The organism is Bradyrhizobium sp. 197 (assembly GCF_023073375.1).
Taxonomy (GTDB): Bacteria; Pseudomonadota; Alphaproteobacteria; order Rhizobiales; family Xanthobacteraceae; genus Bradyrhizobium.
This window is the reverse complement of the sequence record NZ_JADPJJ010000077.1, coordinates 109,060-134,654: the sequence shown is the minus strand read 5'-3', so window position 1 is coordinate 134,654 and position 25,595 is coordinate 109,060. Positions and strand designations below refer to the sequence as shown.

28 protein-coding genes are annotated in these 25,595 nt (G+C 64.2%); 4 read left to right on the top strand and 24 right to left on the bottom strand.

Annotated features, from left to right (window positions below):
• Positions 1-60: 60 nt before the first annotated feature.
• From IVB27_RS18635 to motA, 24 genes are all read right to left on the bottom strand, one after another.
• A complete protein-coding gene (locus IVB27_RS18635; RefSeq protein ID WP_247444791.1) occupies positions 61-642 on the bottom strand; it encodes a transglycosylase SLT domain-containing protein in 582 nt (193 codons plus the stop codon).
• Positions 593-1,957 carry a flagellar hook-length control protein FliK gene (locus IVB27_RS18630; RefSeq protein WP_247444790.1) on the bottom strand — a complete coding sequence of 455 codons (1,365 nt, stop codon included), beginning with the start codon at positions 1,955-1,957 and terminating at the stop codon, positions 593-595. Before IVB27_RS18630 ends, IVB27_RS18635 begins: the two co-directional genes overlap by 50 nt.
• A complete protein-coding gene (locus tag IVB27_RS18625) occupies positions 1,954-3,156 on the bottom strand; it encodes a chemotaxis protein (RefSeq protein WP_247444789.1) in 1,203 nt (400 codons plus the stop codon). Before IVB27_RS18625 ends, IVB27_RS18630 begins: the two co-directional genes overlap by 4 nt.
• Positions 3,153-4,478 carry a MotB family protein gene (locus IVB27_RS18620; protein WP_247444788.1) on the bottom strand — a complete coding sequence of 442 codons (1,326 nt, stop codon included), beginning with the start codon at positions 4,476-4,478 and terminating at the stop codon, positions 3,153-3,155. The genes IVB27_RS18625 and IVB27_RS18620 overlap by 4 nt, the downstream gene beginning before the upstream one ends.
• Positions 4,479-4,484: 6 nt before the next feature.
• Positions 4,485-5,186: a hypothetical protein gene (locus tag IVB27_RS18615; protein WP_247444787.1), complete on the bottom strand. Its 702-nt coding sequence runs from the start codon at positions 5,184-5,186 to the stop codon at positions 4,485-4,487.
• Positions 5,183-6,814, bottom strand: a complete 1,632-nt coding sequence (gene fliF / locus IVB27_RS18610) for a flagellar basal-body MS-ring/collar protein FliF (RefSeq protein WP_247344657.1) — start codon at positions 6,812-6,814, stop codon at positions 5,183-5,185. The genes IVB27_RS18615 and fliF overlap by 4 nt, the downstream gene beginning before the upstream one ends.
• Before the next feature lie 305 nt (positions 6,815-7,119).
• Positions 7,120-8,031, bottom strand: a complete 912-nt coding sequence (locus IVB27_RS18605) for a flagellin N-terminal helical domain-containing protein (protein ID WP_247344659.1) — start codon at positions 8,029-8,031, stop codon at positions 7,120-7,122.
• 273 nt (positions 8,032-8,304) lie between these two features.
• Positions 8,305-9,213 carry a flagellin N-terminal helical domain-containing protein gene (locus IVB27_RS18600; protein WP_247344661.1) on the bottom strand — a complete coding sequence of 303 codons (909 nt, stop codon included), beginning with the start codon at positions 9,211-9,213 and terminating at the stop codon, positions 8,305-8,307.
• A 242-nt stretch (positions 9,214-9,455) separates the two neighbouring features.
• A complete protein-coding gene (gene fliP / locus IVB27_RS18595; protein ID WP_247330503.1) occupies positions 9,456-10,196 on the bottom strand; it encodes a flagellar type III secretion system pore protein FliP in 741 nt (246 codons plus the stop codon).
• Positions 10,193-10,636 (bottom strand): flagellar basal body-associated FliL family protein, encoded by a 444-nt coding sequence (locus IVB27_RS18590; RefSeq protein WP_247344664.1) that lies wholly within the window; start codon positions 10,634-10,636, stop codon positions 10,193-10,195. The genes fliP and IVB27_RS18590 overlap by 4 nt, the downstream gene beginning before the upstream one ends.
• Before the next feature lie 42 nt (positions 10,637-10,678).
• Positions 10,679-11,374 (bottom strand): flagellar basal body L-ring protein FlgH, encoded by a 696-nt coding sequence (gene flgH, locus IVB27_RS18585; protein ID WP_247444786.1) that lies wholly within the window; start codon positions 11,372-11,374, stop codon positions 10,679-10,681.
• The gene (locus IVB27_RS18580) at positions 11,375-12,136 is read right to left on the bottom strand and encodes a MotE family protein (RefSeq protein ID WP_247444785.1); all 762 of its coding nucleotides are present in this window, start codon (positions 12,134-12,136) and stop codon (positions 11,375-11,377) included.
• 67 nt (positions 12,137-12,203) lie between these two features.
• Positions 12,204-13,334 carry a flagellar basal body P-ring protein FlgI gene (gene flgI / locus IVB27_RS18575; protein ID WP_247444784.1) on the bottom strand — a complete coding sequence of 377 codons (1,131 nt, stop codon included), beginning with the start codon at positions 13,332-13,334 and terminating at the stop codon, positions 12,204-12,206.
• Positions 13,331-13,807, bottom strand: coding sequence for a flagellar basal body P-ring formation chaperone FlgA (flgA, locus tag IVB27_RS18570; RefSeq protein ID WP_247344674.1), 477 nt, complete (start codon positions 13,805-13,807; stop codon positions 13,331-13,333). Before flgA ends, flgI begins: the two co-directional genes overlap by 4 nt.
• A 13-nt stretch (positions 13,808-13,820) precedes the next feature.
• Positions 13,821-14,609 carry a flagellar basal-body rod protein FlgG gene (gene flgG, locus IVB27_RS18565; RefSeq protein ID WP_247344678.1) on the bottom strand — a complete coding sequence of 263 codons (789 nt, stop codon included), beginning with the start codon at positions 14,607-14,609 and terminating at the stop codon, positions 13,821-13,823.
• A 15-nt stretch (positions 14,610-14,624) separates the two neighbouring features.
• Positions 14,625-14,954 carry a flagellar hook-basal body complex protein FliE gene (gene fliE, locus IVB27_RS18560; RefSeq protein WP_247444783.1) on the bottom strand — a complete coding sequence of 110 codons (330 nt, stop codon included), beginning with the start codon at positions 14,952-14,954 and terminating at the stop codon, positions 14,625-14,627.
• Between the two features lie 2 nt (positions 14,955-14,956).
• Positions 14,957-15,373 (bottom strand): flagellar basal body rod protein FlgC, encoded by a 417-nt coding sequence (flgC, locus tag IVB27_RS18555; protein WP_211399645.1) that lies wholly within the window; start codon positions 15,371-15,373, stop codon positions 14,957-14,959.
• Between the two features lie 11 nt (positions 15,374-15,384).
• On the bottom strand, positions 15,385-15,786 hold the full coding sequence (gene flgB, locus IVB27_RS18550) for a flagellar basal body rod protein FlgB (protein WP_247444782.1): 402 nt from the start codon (positions 15,784-15,786) through the stop codon (positions 15,385-15,387).
• 64 nt (positions 15,787-15,850) lie between these two features.
• Positions 15,851-16,936, bottom strand: a complete 1,086-nt coding sequence (gene flhB / locus IVB27_RS18545) for a flagellar biosynthesis protein FlhB (RefSeq protein ID WP_247444781.1) — start codon at positions 16,934-16,936, stop codon at positions 15,851-15,853.
• A 13-nt stretch (positions 16,937-16,949) separates the two neighbouring features.
• Positions 16,950-17,990, bottom strand: a complete 1,041-nt coding sequence (locus IVB27_RS18540; RefSeq protein WP_247444780.1) for a flagellar motor switch protein FliG — start codon at positions 17,988-17,990, stop codon at positions 16,950-16,952.
• Between the two features lie 2 nt (positions 17,991-17,992).
• Complete coding sequence (fliN, locus tag IVB27_RS18535; protein WP_247444779.1) at positions 17,993-18,373, bottom strand: flagellar motor switch protein FliN; 381 nt, start codon at positions 18,371-18,373, stop codon at positions 17,993-17,995.
• A 76-nt stretch (positions 18,374-18,449) separates the two neighbouring features.
• Complete coding sequence (locus tag IVB27_RS18530) at positions 18,450-18,764, bottom strand: hypothetical protein (RefSeq protein ID WP_247344696.1); 315 nt, start codon at positions 18,762-18,764, stop codon at positions 18,450-18,452.
• On the bottom strand, positions 18,745-19,683 hold the full coding sequence (locus tag IVB27_RS18525) for a flagellar motor switch protein FliM (RefSeq protein ID WP_249803923.1): 939 nt from the start codon (positions 19,681-19,683) through the stop codon (positions 18,745-18,747). Before IVB27_RS18525 ends, IVB27_RS18530 begins: the two co-directional genes overlap by 20 nt.
• Positions 19,680-20,579, bottom strand: a complete 900-nt coding sequence (gene motA / locus IVB27_RS18520; protein ID WP_247344698.1) for a flagellar motor stator protein MotA — start codon at positions 20,577-20,579, stop codon at positions 19,680-19,682. Before motA ends, IVB27_RS18525 begins: the two co-directional genes overlap by 4 nt.
• A gap of 142 nt (positions 20,580-20,721) precedes the next feature.
• On the opposite strand from motA, the gene IVB27_RS18515 reads away from it, so the two are divergent.
• The 4 genes from IVB27_RS18515 to IVB27_RS18500 all read left to right on the top strand — a co-directional run bounded on the left by IVB27_RS18515 (position 20,722) and on the right by IVB27_RS18500 (position 25,003).
• The gene (locus IVB27_RS18515) at positions 20,722-21,510 is read left to right on the top strand and encodes a DUF1217 domain-containing protein (protein WP_247444778.1); all 789 of its coding nucleotides are present in this window, start codon (positions 20,722-20,724) and stop codon (positions 21,508-21,510) included.
• Between the two features lie 3 nt (positions 21,511-21,513).
• The gene (gene flgF, locus IVB27_RS18510) at positions 21,514-22,242 is read left to right on the top strand and encodes a flagellar basal-body rod protein FlgF (RefSeq protein ID WP_247444777.1); all 729 of its coding nucleotides are present in this window, start codon (positions 21,514-21,516) and stop codon (positions 22,240-22,242) included.
• Between the two features lie 38 nt (positions 22,243-22,280).
• Positions 22,281-23,606, top strand: coding sequence for a flagellar protein export ATPase FliI (gene fliI / locus IVB27_RS18505; protein WP_247444776.1), 1,326 nt, complete (start codon positions 22,281-22,283; stop codon positions 23,604-23,606).
• Positions 23,607-24,367: 761 nt separating this feature from the next.
• Complete coding sequence (locus IVB27_RS18500; RefSeq protein ID WP_247444775.1) at positions 24,368-25,003, top strand: MarR family winged helix-turn-helix transcriptional regulator; 636 nt, start codon at positions 24,368-24,370, stop codon at positions 25,001-25,003.
• Positions 25,004-25,595: the final 592 nt, after the last annotated feature.

Genomic DNA, 25,595 nt, shown 5'->3' with positions numbered 1-25,595 from the left:
TGGTTGTTGCTTGCGCGGGGCTGATGGTGCGGAACGATGCACAACTTTGACGTCATCCCTTCAGGTCGTTTTGGGCTGACAGAACGAGCGCGCCTTATCGGTCCACGCGCCGAAGCCGCTCGAGACCAGATGAGCGACGATATGACAGACGTAGCGCTTCTGCGCCGGCTGGTTGTTGGGGCCTGCATTGTAGCGGGCGACCGCCATGGTCCAGCTGCCCTCGCGTTGCTTCAGCTCCTTCAGGAAGCGCGCGGCGTAGTCGACGTTCTTGGCGGGATCGAACATCGCCCGCACCGACGCGAATTTGTCGCCGTGGTAATAGTGGTTGATCTGCATGCAACCGAGGTCGATCAGCTTGATCCCCTTGCTGCGCATGGATTCGAAATTCGCGATTGCGTCGTTCATGTCCTTGGCGAACACGGTCTGTCCTTCGGCGCCGAGCGCGTAAGGATAAAGCGCGCCGCGCCGCCCGGTCTCGGTGAGGCCGACGGCATAGAGAATGCCGAGCGGAATTCCGTGCTGCTGAGACGCACGCGCCATCTCGCGCTCGCAGGGGCGCGAATTGTCGGTCGCCGCGGCCGCGGCGCCGGCGTTACAGATAAACAGGGCCGCGACGAATCTGCGGCGCCACGTCCTGGTCATGACGCGTCTCCTGGTTGGACTGGCGCTCCTGTCGGGCCTGCTTCGCGCCGCCGTCCGACTGTCCCGACGAATTGCTCGCGCCACCGAACGTGCCTTGCGACTGCGACGATGGCTGTTGCTGGCCCGAGAGCTGCGGCTGCGACTGACCGGAGCCGCTCTGGAATCCATCTAGCGAGCCGTGCTGGACGGGCGCAATTTCGGCCACGTAACCCGCCGACTGCATGAGCTCGCGGATCGAGTCGCGCTGCTGGTCCAGCATCTGGCTCGTGTCCTTGCGCTCGGCGGCGAGGTGGACGGACACCTCGTTGCCAACGAGACGAAGGCGCACGGTGACGTTGCCGAGCGTAGGCGGTTCGAGGTTGATGGTCAGGATCTTGAGCGGCTGGTCCGGCGCATTGGCTTGGGACGCTGCAAGATCTGGAGCTGCGGACGCCGTCGGAGCCGGAGATTCGTTCAGCTCGGCGACGACGGCATTGGCAACTTGGTGCGGAGCGTTGAACTGCGCCGGGGGCAGATGGGTCTCCTGCTGGACTACGGTGACCTTGGTCGTCTCGGGCAATGCATCCCGCGCCGAGGCCTTGGCAGCACGCTCGACATTGGCCGCAACGGCCTCGAAGCCGGGTGCCGTTGCCTTCGGCGATGGCTCGCTGTCTTGCGTCGATGTCGCCTGGGCGGCGGCCGTCGCGTGCGGAGCCGCGGCCTGCGAGTGCGCGGCGGTCGGAGCCACAGCAGATGGGCCGGAGTCGGCTGTCATCGTCTTCGCCATGCCCATGGCCTGAACTTCGCGCTTCGTCGTGGCAGACCGCCCGTCGCGCCCGGACGCATCGTTCTTGTCGCCCGCCGGTGCTTGCATCTGCGGCTGCGCGACCGGTCCGGCGGCGATCTCCTGTCCGACGATCACCGCAATGCTCGATTGGTTCTGGACGTCGGCCTGCCCGGTATGGTCGACAGGGACATGTTTCCCGGACGATTTGTCGGTCTTCTTGTCGGAAGATTTCTCGGTGGACTTCTCGCTGGATCCTAGGGCCTCGGCCGCCGCGGTGCCTTCGTGCACCGTGTCGTCGTTCGCCTTCTCCTTCTCACTCTGGTGCGCCAGGCGCGTCCGCAGTGTTCCGGCTTTCACGGCCGTGTCGCTGCCCTCATCGTTGAGCGCCCGCTTCGCGAGATTCGAGACGGTGTGCAGCAGATCGTTGAACGACGTGTCCGGCTGCGCTTTCGCCCCGGCGCTCTTGCCGGCGCGCGATGTGCCCCGCATGCTGAGGCTTTCGGCGAGGCCCGAAAAGACCTGTCCGGAGGTTCCACTGAGCTTCGTCATGGACGGCGATCCCTGGTGAGGAGCTCGAGTTCGCCTTGCTGCTTCTGTGCGCGCGCAAGCGTTGCGGTCGACGACGCGAGATCGATACGCGCCGGCGTGACCGGAGGCTTGTCGGCTGCGGCGGCGGATGCGCCGGCGAACGGCTTGCGAACGTCGAGTGCGAGCTGCACCGTCGCATTGAGCAAGGGAATGTCGCGCTCGGGCAGCTTCGACCGGTCGAGCGCCTTCAACTCGGCAAGACCACCGTCATATTCGTCGGTGAGCGCCCGCGACACGCCGCGGAACAAATGCGCCCGTTCGCGATCCGCCGAGGCATCGGCGCTGAGCGTCAGCGCGCGCTCGCCGGCAAGCCGGGTTACGACGAGCCCTCCGCGCACCATCGCGGTGCGTGCGATCACGAGATAGAGCTTGAGCCGGCTCGCGCGGTCGATCTGCTCCAGCAAAGTGGTGATCCGCGCAAACCGGCGCTCGTCGAGCGCGAGGCTCGATTGCGTCAGGCCGGTGGAAAAGCGCTGCCAGAAGTCGCCGGCATAGACCGAGTTGCGGTAGTGGCGGATATAGGCCAACGTCAGGAACTCGAATTTGTCGAAATCCTCGGCTTGCCCGACCAGCAGGATCTCGCGCCGCAGTGCGGCCTCCTCCACCAATGTGCCCGGCAAGAGCAAGCGCGCGTCATCCAGACGCTCGATCGCGAGCGATGCTTCGGCGCGTGCGAACAACGCGCCCTGGACCAGCGCGACCTGTCCGCCCAGGCCCGACGGAATCGTCCGGGGCTTGACGTCCTTGAGCAGCTCGCGCGCTTCGTCCTGATGGCCCTCGACATAGGCGAGTGCGCCATCGAACAGCCGTCCGTCGACGTTCAGCTTGTCGCGCGGCAACTTGCGGACGATTTGCGGCCCGCCGCCGCTGAGCAGGTAGATGACGACGGCCTGGCCGTTCTGCGGGTTGCTCCACACGCCCGGATCGGCGGCGAGAAATTTCTCGCCGATCTGCCGGATCAACGCGATGTGGTTGCCATGCGCCGCGGTATCGCCGTTGGCGATGCCGTCCTGCACGGCCTGCAATGCGCGAACGAGTTCATATGGCTCGCCCGATATCGATGCCGCCAGGGTCGGTGTCGGTGCCGGCTCGGCAAATGCGCCTGCCGCCGTGAACGGCAGCAGCATCAGCAACGGGGCGCGGAGCAGAGACCTGTTCAAGGACGCTTCTCCCGGACCAGGATCTCGATCCGGCGATTCTGCGCGGCCGCCGGATCGTTTTGGAGTTTCGGCCGTCGATCGGCATAACCCTCGACGTGCTCGATGCGCTGCGCATCGACGCCGGAGCGGACCAGCATGTAGTAGGCCATCTGCGCACGGGCCGTCGACAGCCGCCAATTGTCGTAGGTCTCCGAACGGTACGGCCGATTGTCGGTGTGGCCGCGGACGATGATCATGCCGGGACGCTTCGTCAGCAGCGGACCGATCTTGTCGATCACACGGATGAGTTCGGGCCGCGGTTCAGCCGAGCCGCGCGCGAACATGCCGAAGTTCGCGTCGTCGGTCAGGCTGATCAGCAGGCCTTCCTCGACCTGACGCACCTCAGCCACCGGTCCCGCGCCGGCCTTGACATCCGACAGCGCCTCCGCGATCGCCGACTGAAGCTGCTTGACCGTCGGTTGCTGCGTCTGAGCTGCGTCGCGCGGCTCGGATTCCTTCGTCGTATCGTTGGGACGCGACTGCGCGGCGGAGTTGGCTTGAATGCCGGCCTGGGCGCGCGGCTGCGCGCTCCCTTCGCGTGAAGACGGCGAGGGCGCGGGCCCCGGCGGCAGCAGGGGCGACAGGCTTGCGGACGATGCATCGGCGTTCGGAGCCACGCTTCCGGCCGCATCGTCCTGCTTGGCACGGCGCGCCTGCGGCTCGCCCGGGCCCGTGCCGGACGCTGTGTCGCGCGCGGACGCATTCGGCTTGGACTCGCTCTCCATGATGCGATCGGCATCCTTGGATGCCTGTGGCGCGAGCTTCCAATAACCGGGATCGAAGGGATCGCGGTAGGCGTCGCCTCCCTTGAGTCCGTCCTCTTCGACGGATGTCAGAGCGCCGGCGCGCCGCTGGCCCGAGGCCTGGTTTGCGCTGCTGGCGATCTCGGCGAGCGTCGTGTAGGGATCGCGGAACAGGACCTTCTCCTCGTAGAAGGGCGGCTTCTCGGCCGTCGGAGAGTCACCGCGACGTTCCTCGCTCGGTCCTGCCGGCTGACGCCTGCCGTCCTGGCCTTCGAACGACGACGGCTCTTTCTTGGAGAGGTCTTTGAGGCCTTTCGGGGCAGGCGCGTTCTCCGCGAGCATGATCGGATTGAAATAGCTCGCGACCACCTGCTTCTGATCCTGGTTGAGTGCATTGATCAGCCACATGACCAGGAAGAACGCCATCATCGCGGTCATGAAGTCCGCATAGGCGATCTTCCAGACGCCGCCGTGCGGCTTCTCGTCGTCGAAGGCGCTCCGCCGGCGGATGATGACGAGCTCTGATTTGACCTCATTCATGACGGGCTACCGGCGCGCCTCTTTCAGGCGTTCGCTCCAGGCCGTGATCTGCGTCTCGATCACGGTCTGGTCGGCTACGACGCGGACCTCGAAAGTATCGGCGGCCTCGTACTCGATGCCCGTTCGCCGGGCCGTCTGGAGTTGGGTCTTCACCAGGTCGAGCAGTTCGCTCGGGCCGGTGACCTTGAACACCGGCACCGGCGAATTGCCGGTCAGTGCCGCAATCTGCTCGACCAGCGACCCGATCGCCTTGTCGCGGACCGCATCGGCGAGAAACGGCAGCAATATCCGCGCAACAGAGCTCGCGATGTTGGTCTCGATCTCGCGGCAAGCCGCCTCGAAGCCGCTGACGATCGCGCCCGCCTGCTGGTCGGACCACTTGGCCCGCTCCTCGCCGAGCCGGATCGCGCTGCGCACGCGTTCCTCGGCGATCCTGGCGTCGCTCTCCGCTACGCCGGCCGCGTGGCCGCGCCGATAGGCATCGTCCAGAAGATTGACCGCCGGAGCTTCCGTCTTCGGCGCCGGAGGCGGCGACTGAAGCAGCGGCTGCGGCTGCGAATGGACCTGGGGCTGCGGCTGAGGCTCGCGCCGAACCTCCCTCGGCCTTGTCAGCACATCCTGGATCTTGGGCGGCGGCGGAAGCGGCGGCGATTTGGCTCGCCCGTTCGCGTCGAACTGCGTCAGGAGTTTTCCGATTGCCGCGTTCATGCCGCCTCCTCGCGCCGCATCCAGTCTTTAAGGATCGCCGCCGCCTGCATCTGATCGAGACGGACGATCTGCTCGAGCCGCTTCTGCGGCGTTCGCTGCATCTTGCCTTCGAGATCTTCGACCAAATTGAGCTCGGTCTCCTCGCTATCCGCCAATGCAAGAGCGCCGGCGGCTGCCTCGAGTTGGGCAGCTTCCGCCGCCTCGGTCTGCTCCTGCGCCGCGCGATGGGTCAGGATGCCGTTGACCGCGGGCCGAAGTCCGAACCACACCAGCATCGAGGCTACGGCCAGGATCGTGACTGCGTTGATGACGCTGCCGAGCTGCTTGTTGATCATCTCGACGAAGCTGATCGGCGGCACCGGCGCCAGTTCGCGCGAGCCTTCGATGAAATCGACGGCCGTCACCTGGATCTGGTCGCCCCGCGCCTTGTCCAGCCCACCGGCCGTGGCTGCGAGCTGGCTGATCTCGGCAAGCTTGCTGTCGACGATGGCCTGGTTGCTCTTGTCGCCGAGGTCGGCGACGAGCCGCCCGCGATTGATCAGGACGGCGATGAAGAGTTTCTTCACCGAATAGCCGTCGCTCACCGTCGTCGTGGTCTTGGACGAGACCTCGAAATTGGTGACGTCCTCGCGGCGGCTCTTGTCCTCGTTGGAGTTCTTGCCACCGCCGGCGTTCACCTGCTGGTCGGGAAGATTTTGCTGCACCGTCGTCGGCTGCGAACGGTCCGCGTTCTGCGACGACTCCTTCTCGCGCACGTTTCGGACTGAGCGCTCGGCGCGGTTCTCAGGATCGTAAACAGTCTCGTTGATCTGCCGCTTGTCCGTGGAAAGCTGCGGGGAGACGCTCACCTCGAAATTATCGATCCCGAGATACGGCGTCAGCGCCTTGCGGATGTTCTCCTGCACCATCCCGCCGACGGTCTTCTGAAGGCTCGCCATCTTGGTCGGCGCTGCAGTCGCTTCGTCCTCCTCGGCGAGCAGCATCGAACCGTCGGCGTCCAGCACCGTGACCTTGTCGCGGCTCATGCCCGGAATGGCGGCAGCGACGAGATGACGAATCGACTGCGCCGTGCGCGCCTCGATCGGACCGTCGGTGCGCAACACGACCGATGCAGAAGGCGGCTGCTGCGTCGCCCGGAACGAGCCGCGCACCGGCAGCACGATATGCACCCGCGCCGCCTTCACGCCCTTCATCAACTGCACCGTGCGCGCGATCTCGCCTTCCAGCGCTCGCAGCTTGGTGACCTCCTGCATGAATGAGGTCAGGCCGAGCGAGCCGATCTTGTCGAACAGCTCGTAGCCGGAATTGGCGCTGGTCGGCAGCCCCTTCTCGGCGAGCAGCATCCGCGCCTGCATGGTCTGGCTCGGGCGCACCGAAACCGCGTCGCCGGCCGTATTGACGTCGAAGGCGATGTTTTGCTCGCGCAGCGCGGCACCCATGCGCGTCACGTCTTCGCGGGAAAGACCCGTGTAGAGTGTCTCGAACTCAGGCCGGCTGAGATAATAGGCGCCGCCGACGACGGTGACGAGAACGGCAAAGCCGATCAGTCCCAAGGCCATCAGGCGTCGCGGCCCAAGCTCCAGCAGATTGTTGAGCAGTTGCTGTATCTGCACACGACTGAACAGCATATGACCTCATACCAATGCGAACGTAGAGGACACTCCGCTGCCAACCTTGTCCGAAGGTTGTGCGAGAATACGAATGTGTCGGTTCGCAGGCGAGGCGTTGCAATTTTACAAGAGATTGAGTGACGCAATCGCGCGCGTCGGCAACGGGCGGACAGCCGGTCGCATCGCGGCGCGATCGGCCAGGGCGTGCTGCCCTGGAATGTGGCGTCAGGAGACCGATGTGGGCACGTCTTGTGCCGTCAGATCCGCCGTTCATGGCGGAGACCGTGCTCCCTGGGGAGCACGGTCGCTTTCGAAGCCGCCGCTTAACGGAACAGCGACAGGATGCTCTGGCTGTTCTGGTTGGCGATCGAGAGCGCCTGAACGCCGAGTTGCTGCTGGGTCTGCAGCGCCTGGAGGCGAGTCGATTCCGCGTTCATGTCGGCGTCGACCAACTGGCCGATACCGCGGTCCACGGAGTCCATCAGGGTCTTGACGAATTCAGTGTTGGTCGCGAGGCGGTTCTTGACGGCACCGAGATTGGCGGCAGCCGAGGCCACCGAGTTGATGCCGGCGGTGACCTGCGAGATGTAGCCATCGAGCAGGGTCTGGTCGGCCGCCGAGTCGGTGAGCGCGGAGATGGTCATCGTGTTGATCGACGGAGCGGTACTGCCCGCCGTGTCCAGAATGCCGGTCTGCGTCGCGGTGTAGAGCGAGTAGTTGGCGGTGGTCACGGTGATGGAACCGATGGTGGGCGTACCGCCGACGCGCGAGTACGACGACACCAGGTTGAAGGTCGTCGGCGTGGCGGCGGTCGTGCTCAGCCAGTTGATGCCGTTGAAGGTCGCCGAGCTGGCCTTGAGCTTCATATCCTGCTGAATCTGGGTGATGTCAGCCTGGATCTTGGTGCGGTCGATACCGGCGGTCTTGGCTTCGACCAGCAACGCCTGAAGCTTGGTCAGGCCGGAGTCCTTGTCGCCGATAACCGAGGTCAGAGCGGTATATTCGGTGTCGACAGTCGCGGCCGACAGACCGAGCGAGTCGGAGACGGCGGAAAGCGCGGCATTGTCGGAGCGCATCGACGTCGCGATCGACCAGTAGGCGGCGTTGTCCGACGCGGTCGAGACGCGCTGGCCGGTCGAGATCCGGTTCTGCGTGGTAGCAAGTTGCGAGCTGACGTTCCGAAGCGTCTGCAGCGCGGTCATTGCGGAGGAGTTGGTGAGGAGACTAGAACCCATTTTGATGTCCCTTTGAAGATTGGATTAGGTTTGGGGACATACCGGGCTTGCACCGGTACGACAGGGCGGCGTCATGCCTTTGGGCTGCGCAAAAGCGTCAAGGCCCAACCTGTCGTAACGGCGAAGTTAGCGAGCCAAGCTTGTGCGAGGCTTGTGGCTCTGTGCCCGTTCGGCAACAGGGCAGTCGAAAATTGCGGCCCGCGCGCGGCGTCACGCCAAAACGAAAGGGCCGCGCTTTGCGAGAAGCGCGGCCCTCCCAAGATGGTTCGAGGCTCAGCGGAACAGCGACAGGATGCTCTGGCTGCTGTTGTTGGCGATCGAGAGCGCCTGCACACCGAGCTGCTGCTGGACCTGGAGGGCCGACAGGCGGGTGGACTCCTGGTTCATGTCGGCATCGACGAGCTGACCGATACCGCGATCCACGGAGTCCATCAGCGACTTCACGAAGTCCGAGTTGGTCGAGAGGCGGTTCTTGACGGCACCGAGATTGGCGGCGGCCGAGGCCACCGAGTTGATGCCGGCGGTGACCTGCGCGATGTAGCCGTCGAGCAGGGTCTGGTCAGCCGCCGAGTCGGTTAGCGCGGAGATGGTCATCGTGTTGATCGACGGAGCGGTACTGCCCGCCGTGTCCAGAATGCCGGTCTGCGTCGAGGTGTAGAGCGAGTAGTTGGCGGTCGTCACGGTGATGGAACCGATGGTGGGCGTACCGCCGACACGCGAGTACGACGACACGAGGCTGAAGGTCGTCGGCGTGGTGGCGGTCGTGCTCAGCCAGTTGATGCCGTTGAAGGTCGCGGCACTGGCTGTCGCCTTCATCTGCTGCTGGATCTGGGTGACGTCCGCCTGGATCTTGCTGCGGTCGATACCGGCTGTCTTGGCTTCGACCAGCAGGGACTGAAGCTTGGTCAGGCCGGAGTCCTTGTCGCCGATGACGGTGGTCAGAGCGGTATATTCGGTGTCGACAGTCGCGGCCGACAGACCGAGCGAATCCGAGACCGCCGAGAGCGCGGCGTTGTCGGCGCGCATCGACGTCGCGATCGACCAGTAGGCAGCGTTGTCGGAAGCAGTCGACACGCGCTGGCCGGTGGAGATGCGGGTCTGCGTGGTGGAGAGCTGCGAGCTCACAGACCGCAGGGTCTGGAGTGCGGTCATGGCGGTCGAGTTCGTAAGCAGGCTTGACATTGCGAATGTCCCTTTATGTACGCGTTACATTTTCACGAGGGGACATACCGGGCTTTCACCGGTACGGAGGGGCGGCATCATGCCTTTGGACTGATGTGGGTGGGTCCAACCCGCCGTGACGCATTGCTAACATGCCGAATCTTGCCCGCAGATTAAGATCGGCTTGAATTACATAGCAATATCATATGGTTAATGTTAGTTTTTGCTAACCATAACCAACCGATCGGCCGCGATCGCTCCTCTTACGAGAACGACCGCACCAGTCCGGAGGCGAGCAGGTTCCAGCCGTCGATCAGCACGAAGAACAGCATCTTGAACGGCAGCGCGAGGATCGTCGGCGGCATCATCATCATGCCCATCGACATGGTCAGCGTCGCCACGATCATGTCGATCACGAGGAAAGGCAGGATGATGAGGAATCCGATCTCGAACGAACGCCGGAGCTCGGAGATCATGAAGGCCGGAATGATGACGCGCATGTCGACGCGCTTGTCGTCGAACTTCTTGCGGAAGCTTTCCGCGGCAAGCGCTTCGAAGGTCTGCAGATCCTTGTCGCGGACATGGGCCAGCATGAACTCGCGGAACGGATCGGTGATCTTCAGATACGCCTCCTCCTCCGAGATCTCGTTTTTCATCAGCGGCTGGACGCCGGTTTCCCAGGCGCGGTCGAAGGTCGGCGCCATCACGTAGAAGGTCATGAACAACGCGAGGCTGATCAGCACCAGATTGGCCGGCGTGGTCTGGAGGCCGAGACCGGCGCGCAGGAACGACAGTGCCACCGCAAATCGCGTGAAGCTCGTCACCATGATGAGCAGTCCCGGCGCCACCGACAGCACCGTGATCACCGCCATCAGCTGGATGATCCGGCCGCTGGTGGAGCCGTTGCCCGGCGGCAGCAGGGAGTTGAGGTCCGGAATCTGGGCCAGTGCCACCTCGGGCAGCACGACCAGGACCAACGCAAGCAGCAGGACTCTCAGTTTCACTGAATCACCAACGTCTCAATGATCAATTCGCGGATCTTGCCCGAGGAGCGGATATTGGCGCGCTCGGTCAGGTCGTCGCGCAGATGCTGGAGCCCGCGGGATCCCTCGAACTGCGCAACCGTCGCCGACCGCAGATAGGTGACAATGTCCTCGCTGATGTGGGCCGCCAGGATGCCGGCATCCTCGTCGTTCATGCTCTCGGTCACCATGGAGGCTTCGATGCGGGCCCAGTTGTTGGCCGGCGCACCGAGATTGGTCACGATCGGGGACAGTTTCCTGAGCCGCGCGCTGCCGGCGTAACTCGAGGCAAGAGGCGCCTGCGTCGCGGTTTTCTTCGCGTCGGCGACGCGCTCGGCGGCCGCAAACAGATGCAGGCCGGCGACGGCGCCCGCGCCGATCGCGATCAGGGTCAACACCACGATGGCCGCAATCAGGCGCATGACGTCCCCTGCCCTCGCGACGCGGCCCGACGGCCGCTGCTCTCAGAATGGTGCCACGGCGTCATAGATCCGATGTCCCCATCCAGGCTGCTGCACGTCAGACAGATTTCCGCGACCGCCATAGGCCACGCGCGCCTCGGCGATCTTCTCGTATGAGATCGTGTTGGCTCGCGAGATATCGCGTGGACGCACGATTCCGCCGACGTTGAGCACGCGCATTTCTGTGTTGACCTTGAATTCCTGCGAGCCGCTGATCATCATATTGCCGTTCGGCAACACGTCGGTGACGACGGCTGCGATCGACAGCTTGATATCCTCGGTGCGGTCGATCTGGCCGTTGCCCTTGATCTGGGTGTTGGTGCTGAGATTGGCGCTCGTCGAGCCTTTGTCCTGCCATCCCGCGATGTCCATCAGCCAGTCGAGCCCGAACTTGATCTGCGAATCGCGCGAGCGGTCGGTCTTGTTGTCGAGCTTGGCCTTGTCCTGCATCGAGATGATCACCGTCACGAGGTCGCCGGTGCGCCGGGCGCGGGCGTCGCGATAGAGATCGGTGCCGTCGTCCCAGGTCGAGCGATAGCTGACGGGCGAGCGCATGCGGGGCGTCACGGGAATCGGATCTGCCTGCGTCCTCAGGCCGCTCCCGACCGGCGACAATCGCGGGCCAGTCAGGACCTCGGCCGGATCAGCGACGCATCCGGCAAGCAACAACAGAGACAGGATGACGATTAGATTCTTCATCTATTTGGTCTTTCCGTCATCCACGCGACGCATTCCGCCGAGCAGATCGGCGAGGTGCGCCGCGCGCCCCGTCTCCATCTCGTTGAAGATTGCGCTCGAGCTCCTCGGGGTGAGCTTTGCGAGCACGGCCGCAGCCGTCTCGTCCGCCATCCCGGCGATCTGCGTCGCCGCGGCGTCCGGCTTCATGCGCGAGTAGATCTCGACGACGCTCGCTTCGGCCTTCTTCAGGAAGTCGTCGCGCAATGCCATCCACTTCTCATATTCGGCGCGCTTGGCCTCGACCTCGGCGATCCGCTCGCGGAGCAGGTTCTCGGCCTTCTCCAACTCCTTGAACTGCCAGGCCAGCCTCGCATCGACGGCGGGGTCGGCGACATTGCTGCAGAACAGGGCCACTTCATTGTCCGCGGTTGCAGCGGCCTGGGGCGGCGCCGGCTTCGGCGGCACCGTGACGCTGCCAGGCTTGGCGGAGCGCACCGGCGCGGCTGTGGGTACAGGCGCGGGCTTCTCGGAAGCTGGCACGGCACCCGTGGTCGCGGGTCCTGAGTCTTCGGCTGCCCACGCACTCGCCCGGATCGACGCATTGTCGCTTGGGATCGACGTGATCGGCTTCTGCGGTCCCGGCGCGCGGGCGCGCGCGAAGGACAGCAGGTTGAGCGGCTTCGACGACTTGGCCTCATCCAGCGCCAGCACGGGCGAAGCGCTCGCGAGCGCGGAGGCCGCGACCAGGAGGAGGAGTTTGGTTTTGTGATCCAGCTTCAACATCGGGCGGCGTGCGATTCTCGGTCAAGACCTGAGCATTGAGCGACCAAGCTTGCACGACGCTTACGCATCATTGCACGATGACATCTGCCTGAAGGGCGCCGGCCGTCTTGATCGCCTGGAGGATCGCGATGATGCCTGATGGCTTCAGGCCGATCTGGTTCAGCCCGCGCACCAGGCGCTGGAGATCGACGCCGCTCAGGATCGCCACCTGCGATCCGGCCTCGTTGGCCTCGACCACGGTCTGGGGCACGACCACCGTCTGCCCTTTCGAGAACGGCGCCGGCTGCGACACGACGGGAAGCTCGGTGACGCGGACCGTCAGATTGCCGTGCGTCACGGCAACGGTCGATATCCGTACGTCGCGTCCGATCACCACCGTACCGGTGCGCTCGTTGATCACCACCCGCGCCGGCGTGTCCGGTTCGACGGTCAGCTCGCCGATTTCGGCGAGGAAGCGGACCGGGCCGATGTGGCGCGGCTTCGACAGCACGATCGTGCGGAAGTCGCGCTCGAAGGCGATCTGCGCCCGGTAGCGTCCGCCCGCGTAACGGTTGATGGCGTCGAGGATGCGTGTTGCGGTGACGAAGTCGGGGTTCTTCAGCTCCAGCACCAGGTACTCCATCTCATGGAGACTACCCTGCACCTCGCGCTCGACCAGCGCGCCGTTCGGGATTCGGCCCGCGGTCGGCGTGCCCTGGCTGACGTTCTGGGCCTGGCCTCCGACGCTGTAACCCGCGACTGTGACCGCGCCTTGCGCCACTGCATAGACCGCACCGTCCGCCGCGCGCAGCGACGTCATCACCAGCGTGCCGCCGAGCAGCGAGGTCGCATCGCCGAGCGACGACACGCTCACGTCCATGCGCTCGCCCGCACTGATCGAAGGCTGCAGGTCCGCGGTCACCATCACGGCCGCGACGTTGCGCGTGCGCAGCGTCGTCGGACGCGGGGGATTGTTGGTGCTCGTGGTCTCGTTCCTGACATTGATGCCCATGTTCTCGAGCATCGATTGCAGGGACTGCTCCGTGAACGGGGCATTGCGGAGCGTGTCGCCGGTGCCGTTCAGGCCGATGACGAGGCCGTAGCCGACGATCTGGTTTTCGCGCAATCCCTTGATGTCCGCGATGTCCTTGATGCGAACGGCGGCCTGGGCGCTGGCGGCGGAAACCAGTAGCACGAGCGCAAGCAGGAATCTGGTCATGACCCGTCCACGACCTTGACGGTGCCGTCCGGCTGGACGACGCCCCTGATGATCACACCGGTATCGGTGTTTCGTATCGGGATGAGCGCGCCGGGCGCGCCCGACTGCATCGCTGCGCCGTAGGTCACGATCGACAGGCCGCTGTCTTCGACCACGACCTTGACCATGGCGCCGCGGGCGACCGTCCAGGGATCCTCCACCGAATTGGTCGGGATCGGTTGGCCCGGCAGCAACGTGCGCCGCGCCATCCGGCCGACCAGGATCTGGCGGCCTTCGATGAACATGGCGACGCCGAGCACGTTCGGCGCAAAGGCGCGCTCGGTGATCATGTCGTCCCGGATCAGCTCGCCGGCGCGGATCGAGACGGCCGGCACCGGCAGCCGCTTCTCCTCGGCCGCCGCGACCCGCGCGGAGGCGAGAACCAGAAGCATGGCGGCCAACCCGCGCACCATCAAGCCCATCCTGTTCAACATGGATACACCGGAACTAGCGCATGCCCTTCGAGACTGTCTGGGCCATTTCATCCGAGGCCTGGATGACCTTGGCATTCATTTCGTAGGCGCGCTGGGCGGAGATCAACTCGGTGATTTCCTTGACCGGGTCGACGTTCGAAGCTTCGAGATATTGCTGGTTGATCTTGCCGTAGCCGGAATCGCCCGGCAGCCCGACGACCGGCGTGCCCGACGCCGTGGTCTCGCGATAGAGATTGCTGCCCAGCGGTTCGAGGCCGGCTTCATTGGCGAAATTGGCGAGGTTGAGCTGGCCGATCTGCCGCGGGTTCACTTCCGTATCCAGCTTGGCGAACACCTGCCCGGTCTGGTTGACCGTGACCTGGACCGTTCCCTGCGGCACCGTGATTGCGGGATCCAGCAGATAGCCGTCGGTCGTGACGAGCTGACTGTTGGCATTGGTGTTGAACGAGCCCGCGCGGGTATATTGCACCTCGTTGTTCGGGCCGAGCACCTGAAACCAGCCGCGCCCGTTGATCGCCATGTCGTAGGGATTACCGGTCTGCGTGAGCGCGCCCTGGATGTGCAGCTTGCGGATCGCCGCCGACTTGACACCGAGACCGAGATTGGCGCCCTCCGGGATCGGCGACGAGCCGTTGGTGTTCGCAACGCCCTGCATGCGGTCCATCTGGTAGAACAGATCGGTGAATTCCGCACGCGCCCGCTTGTACGACGTCGAGTTGATGTTGGCGATATTGTTGGCGATGACTTCGATGTTGGTCTGCTGGGCGTTCATGCCCGTAGCCGCGATGGCAAGCGATTTCACTGCGTCACTCCTTGATCAGATCGACATCCGAACGACTTCTTGGTAGGCCTGCACGACCTTGTCGCGAACCGCGACCGCCGTCTGCAAGGCCTGCTCGGCCGACATCAGCGCCTCCACGACGCGCCGCGTCGATTCCTTGCCCTGCATGGCCGAGATCGAGGCCGCTTCGCCCGCCTTCAGCGTCCCGATCGCGTCCGTCGTCACCTGCTTCATTACCGATTCGAATCCGACATCGCCGCCGGACTGGATCGCGGGCGTCGCCGCCGGCGAGATGGCCTGCGCTTCGGTCGCGCGGCTCGCCGCTTGCGCGGCCGAAATCGCGGTGGACGAAATCGCTTCAAGCATTGTCAGCTCCTCAGCAGGTCGATGGTCATGCCCAGCATCGACCTCACCTGTTTCACGACCTGGAGATTGGCTTCATAGGACCGGTTGACTTCCCGCATGTCCGCCATCTCGATCATCATGTTGACGTTCGGCAGCTTGACGTAGCCGGCCTTGTCGGCGGCGGGATGCCCCGGGTCGTACTCCACGCGGTACGGCGTGGTGTCGACCCCGATTTCCTTGACCTTCGCCAGCTGCGCGCCGGAAGCGCGGTCCATCGCCGCATCGAAGGTGATGGTCTTGCGCTGATAGGGATCGGCGCCGGCGGCGCGCCCCGTCGACGTCGCGTTGGCGAGGTTCTCCGACACGATGCGCATGCGCGTCGACTGCGCTTCGAGCCCGGAGCTCGCGACCGTCAACGAAGATTGCAGTGAGTCCAGCATGTCAGTTCACCTCAGGTCTTCGCGCTCGACAGCAGCATGCGGTGAAACGACCGCACCACCGCCGAGTTCATCGAGTAGTCGCGACTGACGTCGCTTCCCTTGATCATTTCCTGCTCGAGACTGACGGAGTTGCCGGAGTGAACCACGTCCCAGCTGTCCTTCTTCGCGGTCGCCCGCGTGTCGCTCTCGGCCGCGGAGAGCTGCAGGTGCGACGGCGACGTCGTCGCGAGCCTCACCGGCGTGCTGTCAAGCACCTTGTTGAAGGGCTCGACGTGGCGTGCCTTGAAGCCCGGCGTGTTGGCGTTGGCGACATTGGTGGCGATCGTCGACTGGCGGAGTTCGAGGTAACGCGCCTGCGACGATGCGAGTTCGAAGAGATAAAGCGGTCCCACGACATCACCATTCTGGTTCATTCGGGTCAAGCTTAGGGCCGCAAGCTTTCGTCAGGCTGATGCGCGAGACGTCGTCCTCGGAATTCTACTGGACCTTCTCGGTCTGCGGCGCCTGCTTGGACTGCAGGAAGTAGATGATCTCGGCGACCGGTCGGAAGAACTCCGCCGGAATCACCTGGTCGACCTGGACCGCCTCGTAGAGCGCCCGCGCCAGCGCCTTGTTCTCGATCACAGGAATACGATTCTGCTCGGCGATTTCGCGGATCTTCAGCGCGATCACGTCCATGCCCTTGGCCACGACGATCGGCGCCGGGTTTTCCTCGCGCTTGTAGCGCAATGCGATCGCGAAGTGCGTCGGGTTCGCGATCACCAGCGTCGCGCGCGATGCGGAGGCGATCATGCGCTGGCGCGAGCGGTCGCGTGCCAGCGAGCGCAGGCGCGCCTTGATCAGCGGATCGCCTTCGGCCTGCTTGTGCTCGTCCTTGATCTCCTGCCGCGTCATGCGCAGCTCACGGCGCCAGTGGAAGCGCGCCCAGGCGAGATCGATCGCGACCAGGACGATGGTCGCGATGCAGATCGCCGAGACGATCCGCATGGCGATGTTGAGAATCATCTCCGGCAGCGCGACCGGATCGGTATACATTGCCTCGAACGCCTTCGCTTCCGACGAGCGCAGCACGACGACAACGACGACTGTCACCGAGACAAGCTTGAACAGCGACTTGGCGAACTCGACGAGGCCCTGCGTTCCGAACAGCCGGCTCCAGCCGCTAAGCGGCGAGATTCGCGACAGGTCCGGCGCGATCCGCTGGAGCACCAGGCTCGGCGCATTTTGCAGCAACGACGCTGCCAGGCCAAACACCGACAGAGTGACGACCAGCGGCACCAGGAATCGCAATGCCTGAAGGCCTACCACGGTGAGAAGATTGAGGGCGTCGGCCCCGGTGCTGAGAGGGAAGCCGTCGGGATCGTCGAGAAAGCTCGTCAGCATCGGCGTCAATTGCTGCACGCCCTGGCCGATCAGAAACATCTGAATCACCATCAGCGCCGCCATCGACGCGAAGATGGAAGCCTCCCGAGAGACTGGGATTTTGCCCTGTTCGAGCGCATCGCGGACTTTTTTCTCGGTCGGCTCTTCTGTCTTGCTCTCCTGATCGGTTGTTTCTGCCATGCCCGTTCAGCGGTCAGCGAAAGACCAGCTCATCCTCCTGCTCGGGGTTGAGCTCGATTTCGCCCTTTTCCGCAAGGTCGAGCGCGAGGTCGGTGATCACACGCCGCGCTTCCAGCACGTCGCGCTGGTTCGACGGCTCGCCGATGGCGAGTTCGTGTTCGACGACGCGGCGGACGCGCGAGGCGACCGAGGACAGGATCATCTCGCGGAAGTGCTTGTCGGTGCCCTTCAGCGCGATGACAATGCGATCGGTCGGCACCTGGTCGAAGATCATGGTGCGCGCCTTCGGCGTCAAGTTGGTCACGTCGTCGAAGGTGAACAGCAGCTCCTTCAGCACTTCGGCCGACTTTGGCCGCTTCTCCGATAGGCTCTTCAGCATGTCCTCGATGTGTCCGCGCTCCATCTTGTTGATGATGTCGGCGACGCGGGCGTAGGTGTCCGCGCCGAGGTTGCGGGCGAAGTTCAGCGTCAAATCCTCATGCAGCGTCTTTTCGAGCACCCTCATGGCGTCGTCGACGATCGGCTTGAGGCTGAGCACGCGCCGCATCAGCTCGTTGCGCAGGCTCGACGGCAGCTGGCTCATGACCTTGGCGGCGCAGGACGGCTTCACCTTGGACAGGATGAGCGCCGCGGTCTGCGGATGCTCCTTGGAAAGGTAGCTCGCCAGCGAATTTTCCGACACCGACGAGACGCGGTCCCACACCGACCGGCTCGAATTGCCAAGCAGATCCGACATGATGGCCGAGACCTGGTCGGCCGGAAGCACGTCGCCGAGCACGGCTTCCAGGCCACCGAGGGTGCCGAGAATGTTGGCACCCATCGAGAATTGCTGGGCGAACTCCTCGACGATCGCCTCTAGTTCCTGCGCGGTGATCGGCCGCAGCTCGGCCGCCGCCTTGGTCACGGTGCGGATATCCTGCGGCTCGAACTGCGCGAGCACGCTCGCGGCCGCCTGCCGGCCCATGGCGAGCAGAAGTGCCGCAACCTTCTCCGTTCCGCCCAGCGTGGCAACGCCTCGCTGTTTGGTGGGAGCGATGCCGACCTGTGCCGCCATGGTCAGGTATCACCCTGCCCCAACGGCCCGACAATCTCGGTGAGCGAGACGCCGAAGCGGGAATTGTCCTCTTCGACCACGACCACCTCGCCACGGGCGACGATGCGGCCATTGACGACGACGTCGACGGGTTCGCCGACCCGGTGGTCGAGCGGAACCACCGCGCCACGGCCGAGCTTCATCAGGTTTGCCACCGGAATGGTCGCCGATCCCAGCACCACCTGCATGGTCACGGGAATACGCAGGATGGCATCGACATTGGCGAATCTGCCACTCTCCTCCGCAGTGCGCGCGGCGATCTCCGCCAGCCGCTCCAGCGGAGATGTCTCGGTATGCCCGTCGTCGGACGCCGCTGCGGACTCATAGTCGAAGGATTGCGCCATTTGGTATCGCCTCTTGGTATTTCCGCTCCCGGAGCGCCGCAACGTCCCGATCGTATTTGTTCTGCCGGCTTCGGCTTCAATGCTTGTTCACGTCGGTGCCGCCCGCGGTCGCCGCGGGTGCGAGCCCGCTTCTCGCATCGAGGGCCGCGATCGCCTCATGGGCCTGATCGATCTTCGTGCTCAGCACGTTGGCGAGCCGACCGAGATTCGCGGTGGAATCATGCGCCGCGGTGATGACCGTGTCGAAGGCACCCGCAGTCTCGTGGACGATGGTCGAGAACTCGCCCTGGTAGCTGCGCAACCGCGCCAGCTCGCTATGCATCCGGGTCACTCGCATGCTGGTGAAGGCCAGCGCAATCAGCAGCACGGCATCAACGAGATAGGATATCATCGACGAACTCCCGTTTCTGATCGACGGGATCTGCCACTTGCATGGCGTAGTAGCCATCAAGCTGGCCGATCTGGCACCAGAACAGCACCTGGTTGTTGCTCTCGAGCCGGGCCAGCGTGCGCGGCGTGGCTTCGAGCTCGAGCACCTGTCCAACCTTGAATTTCACGACATCCTCGAGGGATATCATCTTCTCGTCGAGCACCGCGCTCAGCGTCACCTCGGTGCGGTGTACCTCGCTCTCCATCTGCTCGCGCCAGCGCGGATCGGCCGCGCGGCCGTCGCTGACGACAACGGTCGCGAGCTTCTGCCTGAGCGGGTTGAGCGCGGAGTGCGGAATGATGAGGAACATCTGACCGCCGCGATAGAGTGCCTGCAGCATGATGTTCGCGCAGATCGACATGTTGCCGCTCCGCCCGATCGCCAGCGACGCCATGGCGGTCTCGACCCGCTCCACGCGGAAGGTGACGTTGGAGGTGCCGGCGAAAGCGGATTGCAGCGCCTTGGCGAACCGCTCGAACAGCGCCTGGACCAGGCGGATCTCGATATTCGAGAAGCTGCGCTCGACGTCGAGCGGCGGTTCGGCGCCGTCGGAGCCGAACATAGCCTCGACCATGGTGAACACGAAGTCGCGGTCGAGCATGATGATGATGCGGGAGTCCCATTGCTCGGCATAGAGCACGGCCGCTACCGCGTTGGCCTCGTAGTCCTTGACGATGTCGCCGACGCGGTCGTTGGTAATGCCGTTGACCGAGAAATAGCACGGCGTTCCGGCCATCGGCTGCAGGCTGTCCGTGCACGATGCCGCCATGCGATCGAAGATCACATTGAGCATCGGCATACGCTCGATCGATATGCCGGCGGCGTCCAGCAGATAGTTCGGCAGCTGCTTGCGCTGATCGACGTCGAGGTCTTCCATCATGATGCGCGCGCAGCCTTCGGTTCAACCTCGGTCACGACAGCCTTGGGGCCGGCGATCGTCTCGTTCTCGACGACGTCGATCGAGGGCCGCTCGGGGCTCGCGATCATCTTGCGGCCGTGCTCAACGGCGATCTGCGGCATGGCCCCGTTCATGAACGCCAGCAGCGTCTGCTTGACGATGATGTAGGGCCGGCAACGCTTCTCGCGCGTCATCTTCACCTTCATCGCGAAGGGCGAAATGATGCCGTAGGACAGGAAAATACCGGCGAAGGTGCCGACGAGGGCGGCGCCGATGAAGCCGCCCAGCAGCTTCGGCGACTGGTCGAGTGCGCCCATGGCCTTGATGACGCCGAGCACCGCGGCGACGATGCCGAGTGCAGGCAACGCCTCCGAGACTACCACCAGCGCGTGGTAGGGCGTCAGCTTGCTCTTGACGATGGTGTGGATCTCCTCGTCCATCAGCGCTTCGATCTCGTGCGTCCGCGCGTTACCCATGATGATGAGGCGGACGTAGTCGCAGATGAACTGGAGCACCGAGGGATCCCCGAGCACGCTCGGGAACGCCTTGAAGATCTCGGAGGACGCGGGATCGTCGATATGTGCCTCGACCTCGTTGCGCCCCTTGCCCCGCAGCTCGCGCATCAGCGCGTGGAGCGCGCCGAGCAGGTCGAGATAGTAGCGCTGACCGGGCACCGCCCCCGTCACTGCCTGCATGCAGGCAAGCCCGGTATCCACGACCGTCTTCCAGGGATTGGCCATGATGAAGGTGCCGACCGCGGTGCCCATGATGATCACGAACTCCCACGGCTGCATGAGCACGCCCAGATGCCCGCCCATGGCGGCAAATCCACCCAGCAGTGCCGCTACCGTGATGACGATCCCCACGAAACTGCCCAACACGCCGCTCCATCACCGATCCTATCGGGAATATCTAGTCGGCGAGCCTTGCGCGAAGCTGGCTTCCCCGTCGTCAGCCTCGCGCAAGCAATTCACGGCAGCTTGGGACGACGTCGCAAGAGCGGCCAGAGGGACGCGTGTCATGCTATCCACCATCGCGGACTACACCAGACTGACCAAGGACATGGGCAAGTCGCTGACGCAGGTCGCGACGCAGCCGGATGTCAGCCGCGACACCGACTATTTCCTCAGCCACATCGGCAATGTGAAGACCATCGACGACTTCCTGAAGGACTATCGCCTCTATTCCTACGCGATGAAGGCCTTTGGTCTCAGCGACATGACCTACGCCAAGGCGTTCATGCGCAAGGTGCTGACCGAGGGTATCGCCGACAACAAAGCCTTCGCCAACAAGCTGACCGACACCCGCTACCGGCAATTCGCCGCCGCCTTCAATTTCGCCGCCCTCGGCGACAAGGCGACCCAGACCGCCGCGGCTACGGCCGGTGTCGCGACCCAATTCGTCACGCAGACGATGGAGGAGAAGGCCGGCGACCAGAACGAGGGCCTGCGGCTGGCGCTCTATTTCACGCGCAAGGCCTCCACCATCACCAATTCCTACCAGATCCTCGCGGACAAGGCGATGACGCAGGTGGTCCAGACGGCGCTCGGCCTGCCGGCGACGATCAGCTCGGCTGATATCGATGCCCAGGCCAAGCTGATCACGAGCAAGATCAACCTCGCCGACTTCCAGAACCCGGCCAAGGTCACCAAGTTCGTGCAGCGCTTCGCGGCAATGTGGGATGCGACCCAGGCCCAGAACGACACCTCGACCAACCCCGCGCTGGTCCTGATCGCCGGCGCCGCAACGTCGATCAGCATGGATACCAACATGCTCACCACACTTCAGAACATCAAGTTCAACAGGTAAATCATGCAATCGGCTCTCTATGTGGGATTGTCGGCGCAGGTCGCCCTCGAAAAGCGTCTCCAGACGATCGCCAACAACGTCGCCAACGTCAACACGGCGGCGTTCCGCACCGACGTGGTGAAGTTCGAGACCGTGCTGTCCAAGGCGGGCGCGAACCCGGTCGCCTTCTCCTCGCCCGGCGACAACATCATCTCCCGCGAGCAGGGCAGCATCACCGAGAGCGGCAACCCGCTCGACGTCGCCGTGGTCGGACAGGGCTGGATCGCGTTCGCCGGTCCGAACGGCACGGTTTACACCCGCGACGGCCGCCTCCAGATCGCCGCCAATGGCGACCTTCAGACCGTGTCCGGCTTCCCCGTCGTCGATTCCGGCGGCGCGCAGATCACGCTCGATCCGAACGGCGGACCGGTCTCGATCGCGCGCAGTGGCGCGATCACCCAGGACAACAACGAGATCGGCACCATCGGCCTGTTCAACATTCCCGCTGACGCCAATCTCGACCGCTACGGCAATTCAGGCGTCACGCCCGACCGGCCTGCGACCGCCATCGCCGATTTCTCCCGCGACGGCTTCAAGCAGGGCTATGTCGAGGGCTCCGGCGCCAATCCGATGATGGAATTGACCAAGCTGATCGCGGCCTCGCGCGCCTTCGAAGGCACCAATTCGATGATCGAGGGCACCGAGAGCTCGCTCCAGAACGCAATCCGGACGCTGGGCGAACCCGGCAAATAGACTGCGCCTCGCGCGCGCAATGAGGTTGGACGGTTTCCTTGAACGCTCTTCGGCAACTTGAGTGGGCGCTGCTGGAGCTTCAGCAGAGCACTCCCCTGGCAAGCGTCAGCGGCGCGATCTCAGAGATCGCGCCGACGCATTTCCGCGTCTCCGGCCTGTCGCGCTTCGTCAGGCTTGGCGAACTGATCGGCGTCAACACCGGCGGCAAGCCGCAGATCGGCGAGGTGGTGCGGATCGACAGCGAGGGCATCATCGCCAAGCCGTTCGACCGGCAGTTCGCCGGCGGCCTCGGTTCGGTCGCCTACCGGATGCCGCCACTGTCCTTCGCGCCCGATCCGAGCTGGAAGGGCCGCGTCATCAACGCGCTCGGAGCGCCGCTGGACGGACTGGGCCCTCTCACTCCGGGATCGCGTGCGGTCTCGGCAGAGGCGGATGCGCCTTCGGCCATGAAGCGCGCGCGCGTCCACAAGCCGCTGCGCACCGGCGTACGCGTCATCGACCTGTTCGCCCCGATTTGCGCCGGCCAGCGCGTCGGCATCTTTGCCGGTTCAGGCGTCGGCAAATCGACGCTGCTTGCGATGCTCGCCCGCAGTCAGGGGTTTGACACCGTCGTGCTAGCCCTGGTCGGCGAGCGCGGCCGCGAGGTGCGCGAGTTCATCGAGGACGTGCTGGGCGCAGATCGTCACCGCGCTGTCACAATCGTGTCGACGGGAGACGAAAGCCCAATGATGCGGCGGCTGGCGCCGAAGACGGCCATGGCGGTCGCCGAATATTTCCGCGACCGGGGCGAATCGGTCCTGCTCATGGTCGATTCGATCACCCGCTTCGCCCACGCTGCCCGCGAGGTCGCGCTCGCCGCCGGTGAGCCCGCGGTCGCGCGCGGCTACGCACCCACCGTCTTCACCGATCTGCCGCGTCTGCTGGAGCGCGCCGGACCCGGCGAGGAGGGATCCGGGACGATCACCGGGATTTTCTCCGTGCTTGTCGACGGCGACGATCACAACGAGCCGATCGCCGACACCATCCGCAGCACACTCGATGGGCACATCGTGCTCTCCAGGCACATTGCCGATCAGGCGCGCTATCCGGCCGTGGACGTTCTGGGTTCGGTCTCCCGCCTCGCCCATAACGTCTGGGATCCCGAAGAGCGCGAATTGGTGAGCAAGCTGCGCGCCATGATGGCCAAGTACGAGGACACGCGCGACCTTCGCCTGATGGGCGGATACCAGCCGGGACGTGATTCGGGGCTCGACCAGGCGGTCGACATGGTTCCGAGAATCTACGGCGCGATGCGGCAGGACGCCTCGGCTCCACCAAGCGCCGATCCGTTCCGCGAACTCCGGGACATGCTCAAGGGCGACTAGCCGGTCGCAGGCTGAGACGACGCGCCCGCCGGTCGCATCCTGCTCGTTGTTTTCGACAGGCGATCGCGCTGGAAGCGACTGAACCCAGCGAGTCCGCGATCGCGGCATGGACAACCGCCACGTGTAATTCCTGTGAATTCCCTTGGCGATTCTCCGGCCGAACGCACAAGTTGTGGATGACATTCCGGTGCACATCGTCGTCGTGCACAAGCTTCGATCAACTTGCACCAACGACAGCCAGCCACGTGCCGTGCAATCAAACCGTCGCATGGTTGAGTGCATGTTGCTCGTGGGACAGCGTATTGCTGTTCACCATCATGTGTCCCGAAGAGCGAGATTGTCTTGAACGTTACATTCGCCTGCGACGACATCCGGTCTCCGAGAGCGTCTCTACTTGATTTTGTTGATAAGCTCATTCATCGTTTCGTTGGAAGACAAGAAACATCTGCTTGTGACTTGAACTTTAGGGGCTTCGGTTGAACTACTCCGATCCATCGTCTGCTGGCGACGGCTACTCGGGCTCTCGTGCGACGACGCCACGATTGGCATACGATCAGCAACATCGCATCCCGCGCCATAGCTTGCAGTGCCCGTCAGTCCAGGTCGGGCGCCGGACAGTCCGTGCCTTCGCGCGAGAGAAGAGCACGGTGCATATGTCGGATATTGCGGGCGGTACGGCTTCTCGCAAACGGCTCGTGCGCGACGACGGAAGGCGGCTCCGGGGCGCCGCATACGTGTTTCCCGGGGCAAGGTAGGAATTCATGCCATTGGCAAGAGAAGCCGTCGAGCTGCTGGTTCAGGCGGCGAGGGCTTGGTATTTCGAAGGCAATCAACATGGATTGCGCGATCGGGAATGGATGGCGCTGCGCTTTCTCGGCCGCGCCAACAAGTTTTCGCGCACGCCGTCTGCGCTCGCAGGCTTCATCGGCGCTACCAGGGCGACTGCATCGCAGATCGTGAAGACGCTGGAGAGCAAGTCCTTCCTGGTGCGAAAGCCGTCGCACGAGGACAAGCGTTCTGTCGTGCTGCACGTCACTGCGCAGGGCGAAAAGTGCCTGAACCAGCACGATCCGATCAATCACGTGATGAACGCGGTCATTGCGCTCGGAACCGACGAGTGCGTCAGGCTGCGCGACTCGCTGCGGGAGATCCTCAATCACCTCGACGCGGCACATCAGCGGCTCGATGCCAGCGTCTGCCGGGACTGCATGTTTCTCGCCGAACGCGGCCCGGCCACCGGCAAGGGACGCGCAACGGCCGAGTTCATGTGCCGGCTGTATCGCGCCCCGGTCTCGATCGAGGAGACCGAACTGCTCTGCACCAGCTTCGAGCGCACCCGCGACCGTCCGAAGATCGAGACCCATCTCGACCGCGCGCGCGTCGCAAGCCAGGGCTGACGCGCGCGCCCGCCTCTCCATCGTCATTGCGAGCGGAGCGAAGCAATCCAGAATCCCTCGGCGGCGGCGGACTGGATTGCTTCGCTCCGCTCGCAATGACGGAGCAAGAGGCTGCAGCATCGTTCTTCCAGCTCGCATTTGATTCGCAGACACGCTTTCGCATCCTCGCGGCGCATTGCGCCCGAGCTTTGCTGATCTCTCCACCCTCTTGTCCAAGAGGGCGCAGGGAAGGCCGGGTGCCGGCTGGCACCCGCGGTCCGCTGCGCGAAAGTGTAGCGCAAGGAAACCGCACAGCAGCATACAGGTGTAGCCAATCACTCGGCCTTCCCTGCGCAGTGGCTTTACGGCTTATGCCGTGCTCTCCCGGGAGCCGAGTTCCTGTTGGCCTCCCTCGTCCCAGCGAAAGTCGCGGACATCGCGCCGGTTGACGCGAATGCCGCCTCCGCCAAGGCTTGACCGTAGCAACGACGGCCAGGACCACACGGTTTTGCCGTACGCACGGTTCGCTGCTCACCGCATTATCTCCCGGCGTTGTCGACATTGCCGGAAGAATGCTGGCGAGACGAACCTGACAGCGCCGCTCGTCGACACG

Bases quoted from the DNA above. Each gene is read 5' to 3' on its own strand.
- IVB27_RS18635 (WP_247444791.1), bottom strand. From the start codon at position 642: ATGACCAGGACGTGGCGCCGCAGATTCGTCGCGGCCCTGTTTATCTGT.
- IVB27_RS18630 (WP_247444790.1), bottom strand. From the start codon at position 1,957: ATGACGAAGCTCAGTGGAACCTCCGGACAGGTCTTTTCGGGCCTCGCC.
- IVB27_RS18620 (WP_247444788.1), bottom strand. From the start codon at position 4,478: ATGAATGAGGTCAAATCAGAGCTCGTCATCATCCGCCGGCGGAGCGCC.
- IVB27_RS18615 (WP_247444787.1), bottom strand. From the start codon at position 5,186: ATGAACGCGGCAATCGGAAAACTCCTGACGCAGTTCGACGCGAACGGG.
- fliF (WP_247344657.1), bottom strand. From the start codon at position 6,814: ATGCTGTTCAGTCGTGTGCAGATACAGCAACTGCTCAACAATCTGCTG.
- IVB27_RS18605 (WP_247344659.1), bottom strand. From the start codon at position 8,031: ATGGGTTCTAGTCTCCTCACCAACTCCTCCGCAATGACCGCGCTGCAG.
- IVB27_RS18600 (WP_247344661.1), bottom strand. From the start codon at position 9,213: ATGTCAAGCCTGCTTACGAACTCGACCGCCATGACCGCACTCCAGACC.
- IVB27_RS18590 (WP_247344664.1), bottom strand. From the start codon at position 10,636: ATGCGCCTGATTGCGGCCATCGTGGTGTTGACCCTGATCGCGATCGGC.
- flgH (WP_247444786.1), bottom strand. From the start codon at position 11,374: ATGAAGAATCTAATCGTCATCCTGTCTCTGTTGTTGCTTGCCGGATGC.
- IVB27_RS18580 (WP_247444785.1), bottom strand. From the start codon at position 12,136: ATGTTGAAGCTGGATCACAAAACCAAACTCCTCCTCCTGGTCGCGGCC.
- flgI (WP_247444784.1), bottom strand. From the start codon at position 13,334: ATGACCAGATTCCTGCTTGCGCTCGTGCTACTGGTTTCCGCCGCCAGC.
- flgA (WP_247344674.1), bottom strand. From the start codon at position 13,807: ATGTTGAACAGGATGGGCTTGATGGTGCGCGGGTTGGCCGCCATGCTT.
- fliE (WP_247444783.1), bottom strand. From the start codon at position 14,954: ATGCTTGAAGCGATTTCGTCCACCGCGATTTCGGCCGCGCAAGCGGCG.
- flgC (WP_211399645.1), bottom strand. From the start codon at position 15,373: ATGCTGGACTCACTGCAATCTTCGTTGACGGTCGCGAGCTCCGGGCTC.
- flgB (WP_247444782.1), bottom strand. From the start codon at position 15,786: ATGAACCAGAATGGTGATGTCGTGGGACCGCTTTATCTCTTCGAACTC.
- flhB (WP_247444781.1), bottom strand. From the start codon at position 16,936: ATGGCAGAAACAACCGATCAGGAGAGCAAGACAGAAGAGCCGACCGAG.
- IVB27_RS18540 (WP_247444780.1), bottom strand. From the start codon at position 17,990: ATGGCGGCACAGGTCGGCATCGCTCCCACCAAACAGCGAGGCGTTGCC.
- fliN (WP_247444779.1), bottom strand. From the start codon at position 18,373: ATGGCGCAATCCTTCGACTATGAGTCCGCAGCGGCGTCCGACGACGGG.
- IVB27_RS18530 (WP_247344696.1), bottom strand. From the start codon at position 18,764: ATGATATCCTATCTCGTTGATGCCGTGCTGCTGATTGCGCTGGCCTTC.
- IVB27_RS18525 (WP_249803923.1), bottom strand. From the start codon at position 19,683: ATGATGGAAGACCTCGACGTCGATCAGCGCAAGCAGCTGCCGAACTAT.
- IVB27_RS18515 (WP_247444778.1), top strand. From the start codon at position 20,722: ATGCTATCCACCATCGCGGACTACACCAGACTGACCAAGGACATGGGC.
- flgF (WP_247444777.1), top strand. From the start codon at position 21,514: ATGCAATCGGCTCTCTATGTGGGATTGTCGGCGCAGGTCGCCCTCGAA.
- IVB27_RS18500 (WP_247444775.1), top strand. From the start codon at position 24,368: ATGCCATTGGCAAGAGAAGCCGTCGAGCTGCTGGTTCAGGCGGCGAGG.